This window comes from Sulfurospirillum sp. SCADC, assembly GCF_000743525.1.
Taxonomy (GTDB): Bacteria; Campylobacterota; Campylobacteria; order Campylobacterales; family Sulfurospirillaceae; genus Sulfurospirillum.
Map to the genome: position 1 here is coordinate 135,869 of NZ_JQGK01000006.1, position 11,354 is coordinate 147,222.

The 11,354-nt window shown below is 43.7% G+C and carries 12 protein-coding genes and 2 tRNA genes; 5 read left to right on the plus strand and 9 right to left on the minus strand.

Going from position 1 to position 11,354, the window contains the following annotated elements; translation table 11 throughout:
- Positions 1-116 precede the first annotated feature (116 nt).
- Together JU57_RS05635 and JU57_RS05640 are read left to right on the plus strand one after the other, a co-directional pair.
- Entirely contained in the window at positions 117-566 is a 450-nt protein-coding gene (locus JU57_RS05635; RefSeq protein WP_051906640.1) for a hypothetical protein, read from the plus strand.
- 35 nt (positions 567-601) lie between these two features.
- Entirely contained in the window at positions 602-964 is a 363-nt protein-coding gene (locus JU57_RS05640; RefSeq protein WP_037958060.1) for a hypothetical protein, read from the plus strand.
- Positions 965-1,020: 56 nt separating this feature from the next.
- On the opposite strand, the gene JU57_RS05645 is transcribed toward JU57_RS05640, so the two are convergent.
- Positions 1,021-1,095 (minus strand) — tRNA-Gln (locus JU57_RS05645).
- 18 nt (positions 1,096-1,113) lie between these two features.
- Positions 1,114-1,189: transfer RNA gene (locus JU57_RS05650), tRNA-Met, on the minus strand.
- 167 nt (positions 1,190-1,356) lie between these two features.
- On the opposite strand from JU57_RS05650, the gene JU57_RS05655 reads away from it, so the two are divergent.
- Both JU57_RS05655 and JU57_RS05660 read left to right on the plus strand, forming a co-directional pair.
- The gene (locus JU57_RS05655; protein WP_037958063.1) at positions 1,357-2,379 is read left to right on the plus strand and encodes a bifunctional 3,4-dihydroxy-2-butanone 4-phosphate synthase/GTP cyclohydrolase II; all 1,023 of its coding nucleotides are present in this window, start codon (positions 1,357-1,359) and stop codon (positions 2,377-2,379) included.
- Positions 2,380-2,404: 25 nt separating this feature from the next.
- On the plus strand, positions 2,405-4,099 hold the full coding sequence (locus JU57_RS05660; protein ID WP_037958066.1) for a monovalent cation:proton antiporter-2 (CPA2) family protein: 1,695 nt from the start codon (positions 2,405-2,407) through the stop codon (positions 4,097-4,099).
- Positions 4,100-4,105: 6 nt separating this feature from the next.
- Here the strand turns inward: JU57_RS05660 and JU57_RS05665 are convergent, their stop codons facing one another.
- Genes JU57_RS05665 through JU57_RS05695 form a run of 7 tightly spaced genes read right to left on the minus strand, consistent with a single transcriptional unit; the run spans position 4,106 to position 10,263 of the window.
- Entirely contained in the window at positions 4,106-4,708 is a 603-nt protein-coding gene (locus JU57_RS05665; protein ID WP_051906642.1) for a histidine kinase dimerization/phospho-acceptor domain-containing protein, read from the minus strand.
- Complete coding sequence (locus tag JU57_RS05670; protein WP_051906643.1) at positions 4,698-5,462, minus strand: metallophosphoesterase; 765 nt, start codon at positions 5,460-5,462, stop codon at positions 4,698-4,700. The genes JU57_RS05665 and JU57_RS05670 overlap by 11 nt, the downstream gene beginning before the upstream one ends.
- 11 nt (positions 5,463-5,473) lie before the next feature.
- Positions 5,474-6,013: a YceI family protein gene (locus JU57_RS05675; protein WP_037958069.1), complete on the minus strand. Its 540-nt coding sequence runs from the start codon at positions 6,011-6,013 to the stop codon at positions 5,474-5,476.
- On the minus strand, positions 6,003-7,004 hold the full coding sequence (locus JU57_RS05680) for a hypothetical protein (RefSeq protein ID WP_051906645.1): 1,002 nt from the start codon (positions 7,002-7,004) through the stop codon (positions 6,003-6,005). The genes JU57_RS05675 and JU57_RS05680 overlap by 11 nt, the downstream gene beginning before the upstream one ends.
- Entirely contained in the window at positions 6,997-8,574 is a 1,578-nt protein-coding gene (locus JU57_RS05685) for a cbb3-type cytochrome c oxidase subunit I (RefSeq protein ID WP_037958072.1), read from the minus strand. The genes JU57_RS05680 and JU57_RS05685 overlap by 8 nt, the downstream gene beginning before the upstream one ends.
- Complete coding sequence (locus JU57_RS05690) at positions 8,558-9,184, minus strand: ABC transporter ATP-binding protein (RefSeq protein ID WP_294876138.1); 627 nt, start codon at positions 9,182-9,184, stop codon at positions 8,558-8,560. The genes JU57_RS05685 and JU57_RS05690 overlap by 17 nt, the downstream gene beginning before the upstream one ends.
- Positions 9,181-10,263, minus strand: a complete 1,083-nt coding sequence (locus JU57_RS05695) for an FtsX-like permease family protein (protein WP_037958075.1) — start codon at positions 10,261-10,263, stop codon at positions 9,181-9,183. The genes JU57_RS05690 and JU57_RS05695 overlap by 4 nt, the downstream gene beginning before the upstream one ends.
- Positions 10,264-10,390: 127 nt before the next feature.
- On the opposite strand from JU57_RS05695, the gene JU57_RS05700 reads away from it, so the two are divergent.
- Entirely contained in the window at positions 10,391-11,275 is an 885-nt protein-coding gene (locus JU57_RS05700) for a 3'-5' exonuclease (RefSeq protein ID WP_037958078.1), read from the plus strand.
- Positions 11,276-11,354: the final 79 nt, after the last annotated feature.

Sequence of the window (11,354 nt, forward strand, 5' to 3'; positions counted from 1 at the left end):
TTGAACCTTTTAATGCTGATGAGAGGGGCTAAAATGGTTACATGTAAAGTGAAAGCGTAAGTTTTTTTCAAAATGCTATAATGGCGAGTTTGCAATACACTAGCCTAAGGTTTTCAATGCTTCCAAATGTGGTAACTCCCAAAAAAACGACCAAATCGTTAAAACCAAAAACAACGACTAAAAAGGTAACGCCAAAAGCACGAAAAATGAGTGCAAAAAAAGCTCCTAAACGCCCATCGTTGCTTTTAAATCTTTTGGCAAGTTGCGTGGTGCTCTTTTTTGTCGGGTTTGGCATAAAATACGTGATCGATCATACGATCAATTATAACCCACTACTGGGAAAGTGGCGCGCACAAACGGTTTTGGGCATCATGGAAATAGAGTTTGATCGAAGCAGTATGTCCTCGTTTGGTACTAAAAATCCTGTAACATACGATATTTTAGACGATAAAGTCATCGTCATTGACGATACCATCAAAGTCGGCAATACGTACAAACTTGTCGATGAAAACACTATCTCTACAGAAGCTGGTGGCTTTAAAACAGTGTATAAAAGAGTAAAGTAAGGTAATTCAGCAGTTGAAAAACGTAAGGTATAACGATGCATCATAAAGAACATAACACACTTGATCTACTCGAACAATTCACCCACAACACTCAAATCTCTAGCCATAAGGCAGACACTAATGAAACGATGCTGTTTAAAGAATTGGGGCAATTGATGTCAAAATCCGATAAAAAGAGCAGCAATAGCCTCTTTGGAATTCCCAATTTTATCTGGTATCTCATCATGCTGGGCATGGTGGGTTATCTCATCAAAGAGATATTTTTTCTCAACGAAATCAATGACGTCTCGACCGCTGTGTCCACCATCAATCAAAGTGTAACCAAAGAAATAACCGAAATCCAAAACAGTGCACATAAAGCTTTGGAAAATGCGAATGCTAAAAAAGAGGGACGATAAAATAAGATTTTGTGAGTGTTGAAAATGTTTTAAAAGTCTGATTTGAAGAAAAAAGGTGGATGGGGATACAGGATTCGAACCTGTGGATGTCACGACCAAAACGTGATGCCTTACCGCTTGGCGAATCCCCAAGAAGATTAAAAAAAGACTGGTTGCGGGAGCCGGACTTGAACCAGCGACCTTCGGGTTATGAGCCCGACGAGCTACCAACTGCTCTATCCCGCGATCTAAATCAAAGGGAAATGAACCCTGATAGCTGGAGCGAAACCAGCGTATCTTAGCGCTTGGCGATATTTATCCAAGTCGTTAATTGAGGTGAAATTATAGTCATTTTTAATTTGTTTGTCAAGGGTAATTTACTATAATCATTTAAAATTATTTTTGGAGCGAAAATGCCTAGTCAAAGAGTCAAACAAGCAATAGAAGATATTAAGCATGGTAAGATGGTGATGATGGTTGATGATGAGGATCGCGAAAATGAGGGTGACCTTGTTTACGCTGCCACGTTTTCTACGCCTGAGAAAGTTAACTTTATGGCTTCTGAAGCCAAAGGATTGATCTGTGTTTCATTAAACGAAGAGATCGCTAAGCGTCTTGAGTTGACTCCGATGGTGAAAAACAACGACTCACAGCATGAAACGGCATTTACGGTTTCTGTGGATGCACGTGTCTGTTCTACAGGTATTTCTGCGTATGAGCGTGACATCACGATCAAAATCCTCGCCGATACGCTTAGCCAACCTTCCGAGCTTGTTAAACCAGGGCATATCTTCCCACTCATAGCCCGTAAAGGTGGAACGTTGGTTCGCACAGGGCATACAGAGGGCTCAGTCGATTTGTGCCGTTTAGCAGGGCTTCGTGAGGTCTCAGTCATCTGTGAAGTGATGAAAGAAGACGGACACATGGCACGCCGTGATGATTTGGATCTTTTTTGCAAAAAGCATGGCATCAACATCGTCTACATTTCGGACATTGTGGCGTACCGAATGCAGTCTGAGTCACTCGTGCGTGAAATCTTTTCATCGAATGTCGAATTTTTTGAGGCGCAAACACGCAAAATCGATATGGTGGATCATGAAGGAAACCATCACATCGTCTATGCTTTTGGGGAGATCGGCAAAACCAGCGCGGTGAAGTTTCACCATATTTTGCCAGACAACGAGCTTTTAGCGCATGAAAAAAAATACCAAGGTGTTTTAAAAGCGATTGAGTATCTCAAAAAACACAATGGTGTTTTTATCTTTGTCGACAGCGAATACACCACCAACCCAGAGCTTCGAGAGTTTGGTATTGGGGCGCAAATCCTTAAAAAACTGGGCATTGAAAATATTGATCTAATTTCGATTACGCCACGTAAAGATTATGTAGGGCTTGCTGGTTTTGGGCTGAATATCAACCAAGAGATTATTCTCTAAATCGTTACATGTAAAAGGGATCTGAATGGACTTTTTTCTTCTTTCGTCACTGGTTCTTTTAGCGGTCACTGCGATTATGGTGACCATTTCCAAACATATGGGACTTGGTTCCATTTTGGGATTGCTGATCGCTGGAATTATCGTAGGACCTCATACGCCAGGGCCCATTGTAACGAGTGAAGTGGAGTCTATGCGCCATTTTACGGAGTTTGGTGTGGTGTTATTGCTCTTTGTGATTGGGCTTGAAATGCAACCAGCCAAGCTTTGGTCGATGCGCAAAGAGGTGTTTGGCTTGGGCTCGCTTCAAGTCATTGTCTCCGGTCTTGTGCTTGGATTTTACATGAATTTTTTTGTGGAAAGTTTAGGAGTAGCCATGCTTTTAGGCTTTACCCTAGCCCTTTCTTCGACCGCGTTTGTCATGCAGATTTTGCAAGAAAAAGGGAAGCTCAACACAGAACACGGTAAAAATGCGTTTGCGATTTTGCTCCTTCAAGACTTAGCGGTTGTTCCTCTTTTAGCCGTGCTTCCGCTGCTTTCACACCAACCGCAACCCTCAGAAACCTCTTGGGTTGAGTCGTTCATCAATGTTGTGGCGATGGTCGCACTGTTGATCGCATTTGGACGTTACATCATTCCTAAAGCACTCGACAAAGTGGCTAAACAGCGCAATAAAGACGCTTTTTTACTGCTCACGATGCTCAGCGTCGTACTCTCAGCGTATCTGATGGATCATGCGGGGCTTTCGATGGCGTTGGGCGCGTTTTTGATGGGCATGTTTCTTTCCACATCGCGCTATAGCTTTCAGATCGAATCAAGCCTTGAACCGTTTAAAGGTATTTTGATGAGCCTTTTCTTCATCGCCGTGGGTATGTCGATTGATTTTAAAGCGATTATGAGCGATCCTTGGGTTTTTAGTGGGCATGTTGTGGTGATTTTAGTGCTGAAAGCTTTGGTCATTTTTGCCTTGATGCTCTCTTTTGGTGCCACAAAAAGCGGTGCGATTAAACTGGCTTTTTTGCTCAACCAAAGCGGTGAGTTTGGCTTTGTGCTCTTTGGTGCAGCAAAGGCGCTTGGCATCATCGACGATCAGCTTTTTGTGATAGGCATCGGCGTTATTTCCATCAGTATGCTTCTCACACCGGTGCTCTATTCGTTTGGCTGTTCGCTTGCTAACCATCTGGCAAAAGTCTCACAGTTTTCCTACTTTAACACTGAAAATGCGAGTATGGAGAAAAAAGTGGTGGTTGCAGGTTTTGGAAGTACGGGAAAAGTGATCGCGCGGATGCTCAAAAACAGCTCGATTCCTTTTATCGTGTTTGACATCAACACCAACGAAGTTGCCTTGGGGCGCAAAGAGGGCTTGCCCGTCTTTTTTGGGGATATTACCGATCTTAAACTGCTGAGTACCATCAAACTCGATCAAGCGTCGATGATCATTGTCTCCATCGACCATAGCCTCAACGCGATCAAAGTCGTGAAGCACATCAAAGAGAACTATCCGCACATTAAGATTTTGGCACGTGCTCTTGACATCAAAGCAATGGATAAAATGCTAGCCGCTGGGGCGAGTTGGGTCATCGCTGAGACGTTGGAGAGCAGCATTCGCACAGGCTCAGAGGCACTGAGTCAAATGGGTGTGCCAACCGATGAGATCGCTGTGTTACTTGAAGCGTTTCGTAAAAATGAGTATGAGCTCATTCGTGAGTTGACCAAAGAGTAAAAAACGTTACATGTAAACCGTTTCCATGGTATGGGTTTCTGCTCGAAAAAGGAGCTCTTCAATCATTTTTTGAAGAATCATAATCTCCTCCAGTTGGGTCTGCAAAATCGCATGGTATTCGTCATTGGGGCGCTGTTTTCGCAGGGCTACTTCGATCTCACCTCTCATAATGGTCAGCGGTGTTCGCAGTTCGTGTGAGGCATTTGTGTTAAACTCTTTAACCCCTCGAAACGCTTTTTCAAGACGGTCTAACATCTCATTAAACGCAAGAGCAAGATGGTTGATCTCATCGTTAAACGGTCTTTGCTCGATGCGCTTGGAAAGATCTTTGGGCGTAATGGCTTTGATCTCATGCAGCATCGCGTGAATGGGTTGAAAGTATGTGTGTACCAAAACATAACCTCCCACACTGGAAAAAAGCAAAATAAACGGGTTCAGTAACCAGAGTGTGCCTAGAAAATGTTCGATGGCTTCATGCGCTTCTAGCGTTACATAGGTTCTTTCATGTAATGTGTGTTCCACATTGATATAGAGGGCATAGTTAAACCCTGCTAAAATCAGTGTTTGGATCGCTAAAAACCATAAAAGCAATTTTACTTTAATGCTCACGTTCTTCTCCCTTGGTGAGTTTAAGGATGACCACTTCGCTAGGAACACAAAAACGAAAATCAAAGCCCCAACTGCCATACCCTGTCGTCACGAATATCTGCGTTTTGTTCTTTACATGTAAACCTTGAAGGTAAGGCTGAAAAAGCCTCACAACGTAGCCAAACGGATAAATCTGCCCACCATGTGTATGCCCACTCAGTTGCAAGTCGATAGGAAATGTGTGCGCCAAACGAATATCTTTGGGCTGATGGGCGAGTAAGATCGAAGGAATCTGCGCATCCAGCTCACTGAAAAGCTTCTTTGGGTCTCGTTTGATGCCAAAATAGCGGCTAAATGCATCGCTCAAACCAACCAGTTGAAGCGCTTCATCGCCTCGTTTGAGGGTAATAAAACGGTTGTCTAAAAGCGTAAATCCAAGCATATCAATTTCACGAGCCAGCTCTTTTCGTGTAAATAAAAGGTCGTGATTGCCACTGACAAAATAGACCGGGTGTTTGATGCGACTGAGACGTTCAAGCTGGGCGCGTATCCGTGCAGGATTGGCATCGAACAGATCGCCTGTGAGTGCGACCATGTCGATGTCCAGATCGTTGAGGTTTAAAACCAACTCTTCAAGCGCAGGCAAGGGCGTTTTAGCGTTTACATGTAAATCGCTCAGATGCACGATGGTAAAGTCTTCAAAAGAGGAGGGTAAGTTGGTGATGCCTATCTTCAAATTTTTAAAATTGAGCCTCGCATACGCTTTTTCAAACATCCGCGTGCCTTTTAATTTTTCGCCAACGTAAGGTCATAGGTAATAACGACTTCATCACGCACACTTAAAAAAAGCAGGGTTGGAGGCTCAATGCCAAACTCACTCATCTTGATGCTAAAAGCACCTTTGAGTTTAAGAAGATCACTTTGGTCGGTTATGTCAGCTTTGGTGTCGATCTCTTTGGTCTGTTTATTGAGCGTGAGAACACCGATAAGATGGTAGCCATCTGCCTTTTTGTTTACCTCTTTGAGCTTGAATGTTGTGCTAGGATGTGCTTTTACATGTAAAGCTTCGTACATGTGTTCATCGCGTTTTTCATTGTCACTTTTGAGGCTTAAGAGCTCTAAGGAAATATCCCCTTTAAGCGACTCGATGGTATCGTCCATGTTCAGTTTTGTAACGATTTGAGAGCTTTTAGGGTTGATATTGCTATCGCCAAAGATTTCGGTTTGCGCGCCAATGAAGCCCTCTTTAAAACTAAGCTCTTTGGCATAAGCGGCACCACAAAGTAGTGATGCGGTAAGAAGGGAGAGAGCGATTTTATTGAACATTGTTAATCCTTTTTTGAGAAGTTTGATAGATAAAGCTATAGATTTCCACGCACAAAAGCACGCAGATAAAGATAACCCCAACATAGGTGTAGCCGCCAAGTGCGCTCATCAATCCACCACCGCCTGCGATCCAGCCTGTGAAGACCATGATCATTCCTAGAAGCCTGAGATTTGCTAACTTTGAGAGTCGTTTGAGAATGACAAAGTTGTAGTATGAGATCACAAACGGATAGATCATACTTAACAGCACCGCTTCACGCGCTGCGTAGAGCATGTAACTCAGTGCAAACAAAAGCACGATGATAAACGAATGATGTTCCTTCAAAGTGTCACGAAGCAGATAGGCTGAGCCCATTCCTACCAAGTGAAACACTAAGATGATGTGCCATGTTTCCGCTCGCCAAATGGAGATGTCGCTGCTTCGTGAGAGTGTTTCAAACAGATTGGAATCCAAATACGCCCAAAAGGACATCGATAAAACCGCGTAAATGCTCAAGCTCTCAGACTCAATTTTCACGAAATGCTCTGGCAAACGGTGGATAAAAAAGCTACATGTAAAGGCAATCACGGAGAGTGCAATGGCAAGATTGCCCCTCAAAACGGGCTCATACGTAAAAAGAGCCGTAGCCAGTGCGTAGGTTATGCCAAGTGCTATGGCAATTTCAGTGTAACGACCTTTGGTAAATTTAATCAGCAAAGGAGCGCTCATACCCAAACTGACACCAAGAGCACCCAAAACCACAAGGTTCAACGAAGGGTAAAAAAGCGAGCAGAGCGCTTGAAGCCCCACAAAAAAGATGATCTTTTTCTGATCGGTATTGAGCCAGCCGAAAGAGCGATACACGAGTAAGCTTCCAAACACACCTCCCAAAGGAAGGGTAAAGAAGGCTTGGATGTCGGAGTGAAACACTTCGATAATCCCTGTCTGTGCGATGAGCAAATAGTAGCAAAACTCACTCGCAACAAAGAAGGTAAAGAGGGCATTAAACATACAGTCTCCTTTCAAAATGGGATGCAAACATAACATAAATGGAGGCAAAAACAAGGTCATACACGGCGATCAGCATCGCTTCAACCCCCAGTTGATGGGAAAGATAAAGCGATAAAAACATTGCAGAAACCGCGATACGGTTGAACGCACTGAGTTTGGCGAGCATGAGCGCATAGGAAGGTTGAAGCAGACCAAAGAGGTGCATAATGCCTGTCGTTGCCATAAATGCAAAGACGATGTACTCGTACTTTCCTTCAAAACCAAAGCCCAAGAGTGGGTACAAGGTCGCTGCAAAGGCAAATAAAAAGAGACCACCCACTGCGTCGGAGAGAAAGCCTGTAAGATGGTAAAGTCTTAAACTATCAAGTTTTTCAACGTCCAGTCCAAGCTGTGGGTAGAAAAAGCCAATGGTCACAAGGATGATAAAGAGTCCACACAGCATGCGAATCGTCCATAAAAGATGAATGTCCGCTTGCAAAAAGCCCGCTTCCATCATACCCGCCATCGAAAGGGCGATGAGCATTAGCGTAAAACCAAGAGTGTAAAAAAGGCTAAAGGAGAGTTGGTTGAGCTTTTTAAGGTAGGGCGAAACAACTGCCATCGCCATAAAAAAGATGCCAACACCCATCGCGATGTGCGCGTGCGCAACAACGAGGTCATTGCGGTGAAATAACCAGCGGATGGAAGGGATAAACAAGATGTTGCCTTCGATGTCCACAAACAAAAAGGAGTAAACAGCGATGATGAGGAAAGGATTGTTTTTAAACGTGATCTTCGCATCACTAAGCCATTTAATCAAAAGAGGCACAAAACAAAGCGTTAGGTACTGGAAAAACCACTCTTGGTTGTAGGTAAGCTCTCCTATAAAGATGCGGTGCGCCACCGAAGCGATGTAGCCAACTAATGGAATGATCCACATTGCGTGATACTTTGCGACAAAGCTCTCTTTGGCATGCAGTTTGATGAGGAGGTAAAAGATGGGAATGAGCGTGTAACTCATACCCAAAGTATTGTCGCCGTGGGGTCCTACGATGGTCTTTTCCACTTGTCCGATGATGGGATTCATCAGCACCAAAAGTGCGATAGGTGAGGCGATAACAAGGTACAAAGAGACTTTAATCCACAACGGAATGACCTTGTACGCTTTGATGTAGTCATAGAGTGCCAAGATGTAAAAAACACCTGAAAATGCGAGAATAAAGTTGAGTTCATACGCAAAGTCGTAAAAAACAAGACCTCGATGCACGCCCATCAAAAGGCTGATGGTCATAAAGACCAAAAAGATGCACCAAAGGGTAAAGTAGATTTTGAGTTTTTCAAGCCCTTTTTCACTGTGAATGTTCTCTTTTTCCATCAAAACAAACGGCAAAAACGAGAGCATTAACGGCACAAAACCATAGAGCATCAACGAAACATGCGCACTTCGAGCATTGACCGCTGAGAGCGTGGAAGAGGGCAGAAAGTAGCCCAAAAGGTTGAGTGAGTATTCAAACCCAAAGGCTAGCCCTAGCACTAAAAAGAGTGAACTTATGGCAAAGGCTTTTTGTATAAAACTAGAGAATTTTTCCATCTTTCACCTCAATAATTTTGTCTGCGTATGCCGCTACATGGCGGTCGTGTGTCGCGATGATGATCGTCGTGCCACTTTGGGAGAGCGTTTTAAAAAGTTCATAAATCGTTTGTGAATTACGTGAATCTAGATTGCCTGTGGGCTCATCCGCGAAGATGATTTTGGGTGAGTTCACAAGGGCGCGTACAATGGCGGCACGTTGGCGTTGCCCACCTGAAATTTCATCAGGGTATTTGTCTTTAATCGCTTCGATGCCACATTGCTCAAAAAGCGTGTCGATGTAGCTGCTTTTTTTGTTAATCGCCGCAAGCTTGATATTTTCCAAAATCGTTAAATACCCGATGAGGTAGTGAAACTGGAAGATAAAACCTACCTCTTTTTGACGAAATGCGTCGATGTCTTTGATGAGCGTGTACGCCTTGCCTTCAAAAAATAGCTCACCACGACTTGGGTGAAGCAAGGAGGAAAGAATGGAAAGCAGGGTGGATTTGCCACTACCGCTTTCTCCCACGATGGCGATAAATTCGCCTTTTTTAGCTTCAAAATTGACGTTATCCAGAGCGAGATCATTTTTGTAGTAATGGGTAATACCACATGCCTCAAGTATCATAATGCACCCCTTTGAATGAGGATGATCGGATCGATCTTTGAAGCGCTGTACGCTGGAAGCAGTGCGCCTAAAAGCGCCATAAATAAGGAAAAACCAAAGACCGTTACAATCGTCTCTAGGCTCAGCTCACCGTTCACATAGCCTTGAAACTTCTCAATGTGCGCGATCATAGACAGAAGCCCTTTAGAGAGTAAAAGAGCTGAGATAAAGCCAACGCAGGTAATGACAAACGTCTCACCGACGACCATCGTCATGATAAAATAAGACGACTTACCAATGGCTCTTAATATGCCAAACTCGCTTCTTCGCTCGTTAATTGTGATGCTAATGAGGCTCGCAATGCCAAGCAGTCCCATCAAAAATGCCACCGCGCTGATGACGTTGGAAGAGGTTTCGATGATCTTGAATTGATTGTAGTTTTCCACAAATTCATGGGTGGTTTTCGCCTCAATGTCAGGGTTGATCGCGTTGATATGTTCTATCAGCTCCTCCACATTTGTGCTTCGTTTGATGCTGACAAGTAAGATAGACGCGTCTTTGTTGAAAATAGCGCTGGCATCCCCACGTGTTAGTACCGCTCCACCATCTTCAAAGCCGACACCGTTTTCAAAGATGCCTGAAACGCTAAATGTTTTATTGGAAATCGAGACAGTTTTGGGTTCGTGCAGGCGTGCGTTGATGTTTTTACCAAGGATAACTTCGCCCTTTTTTGGGTAAGCGCCTTCGGTAAGCGCGTAGGTTTTAAAACGGTTTTCACTCACGCCGTAAATTGCAGCAATCGGAAGATCGTTAATCGGACTTGCGCCTAAGATGATCGCATACACGTCATTCACCCCTGCAATCGTTTTGATTTTATCGGCAAGAGACGCGTTGACATCGCTGAAAAAGGTATCGGCGATTTTGGCTTGCGTGACGATGATGTCACCCTCTGTTTTGAGCATCGTGGAGTACATGCCAATGATGCCGCGTGAAATAGAGGTAATCATAAAGATCGCCGTAATCGCAACGGTAATGCTTAGGTAAATGAGAAACGTTTTAAAGCGGTTACGATTCAGCGCTTTAAAGAAAAGTGAAATCAATCGAATTCCTTTTGTGTTATATTTTGATGACAATTTTAAATGATCAAAATGAATGGTGTATGAATTTTTATTACATGTAAAACATTTAAAAAGTACAATGAGGCAATTATGAAGATGAAGGCACGCTATGAAAATGATAGTTTTAGATACCGAAACCACGGGAATGTTTGAGAAAGATCGCATCTGCCAGCTCAGTTTTTTGGTCTTAAATGAGGAGTTTGAGATCGAAGAGGTTCACGATGACCTGTGCATGCCGCCTCTTCCTATCGCTTACGAAGCGATGGCGATCCACCACATTACCCCTGAGATGGTTGAAGGTGAGCCTGCGTGCGTGCAAACGAAAGCCTACAAAAGGCTGTGTGAGTTGAACACGGTTTCCAACATTCTCGTCATTCAAAATGCCGCATTTGACCTTGGAATGCTCGCCAAAGAGGGCTTTAACTCACAGATGAATCTCATCGACACCTTTCGCATCTTGCGCGCGCTTTACCCCAATGAAGGCTCTTTTAGCTTGCAATTTAAACGCTACCAATGGGGACTTTACAAACACGAAGAGGCATTGGCGAAGAAGCTTGGTATCACCATCAAAGCACACGACGCGCTTGGCGATGTCATCGTGCTTAAACACCTCTTTGAACGCTTGTGCGAAGAACACTCCATCCCAAAAATGATCCTGCTCTGTTCCGAACCCATCATCCTCAGTCACATCCCTTACGGCAAAAACCGAGGCAAAAAATTCATCGATGTCGCCAAAAGCGACCGCCAAGACCTCCACTATATGCTTAACGCCAATGGACTTGACGAAGACATGAAAGCTTCCATACTTCATGCTCTTGAGAGTACCAAAGAAAGCGTCACGCTGACCATCAGCTTTGGCAAATACGCAGGCAAAACCCCTCTAGAAGTTTTAGAGATAGATCGTAACTATCTTGTATGGATGGTGACTAAGATGGATAATTTGAATGCAGAACTCAAAGAGGCGATAGAGAAGGTTTTGGTTTCGTATCCGTAAACTCTTTACATGTAAAAGAGTTCTTGACTTCCAAACCCTTTAAGTATATACTTTTAAACCCAAACTGCTAGTTAAACAG

What these genes read in the sequence shown, in the direction of transcription:
- JU57_RS05635 (WP_051906640.1), top strand. Translation starts at nt 117, where the DNA reads ATGCTTCCAAATGTGGTAACTCCCAAAAAAACGACCAAATCGTTAAAA.
- JU57_RS05690 (WP_294876138.1), bottom strand. Translation starts at nt 9,184, where the DNA reads ATGATACTTGAGGCATGTGGTATTACCCATTACTACAAAAATGATCTC.
- JU57_RS05685 (WP_037958072.1), bottom strand. Translation starts at nt 8,574, where the DNA reads ATGGAAAAATTCTCTAGTTTTATACAAAAAGCCTTTGCCATAAGTTCA.
- JU57_RS05670 (WP_051906643.1), bottom strand. Translation starts at nt 5,462, where the DNA reads ATGTTTGAAAAAGCGTATGCGAGGCTCAATTTTAAAAATTTGAAGATA.
- JU57_RS05675 (WP_037958069.1), bottom strand. Translation starts at nt 6,013, where the DNA reads ATGTTCAATAAAATCGCTCTCTCCCTTCTTACCGCATCACTACTTTGT.
- JU57_RS05660 (WP_037958066.1), top strand. Translation starts at nt 2,405, where the DNA reads ATGGACTTTTTTCTTCTTTCGTCACTGGTTCTTTTAGCGGTCACTGCG.
- JU57_RS05700 (WP_037958078.1), top strand. Translation starts at nt 10,391, where the DNA reads ATGAAAATGATAGTTTTAGATACCGAAACCACGGGAATGTTTGAGAAA.
- JU57_RS05655 (WP_037958063.1), top strand. Translation starts at nt 1,357, where the DNA reads ATGCCTAGTCAAAGAGTCAAACAAGCAATAGAAGATATTAAGCATGGT.
- JU57_RS05640 (WP_037958060.1), top strand. Translation starts at nt 602, where the DNA reads ATGCATCATAAAGAACATAACACACTTGATCTACTCGAACAATTCACC.
- JU57_RS05680 (WP_051906645.1), bottom strand. Translation starts at nt 7,004, where the DNA reads ATGTTTAATGCCCTCTTTACCTTCTTTGTTGCGAGTGAGTTTTGCTAC.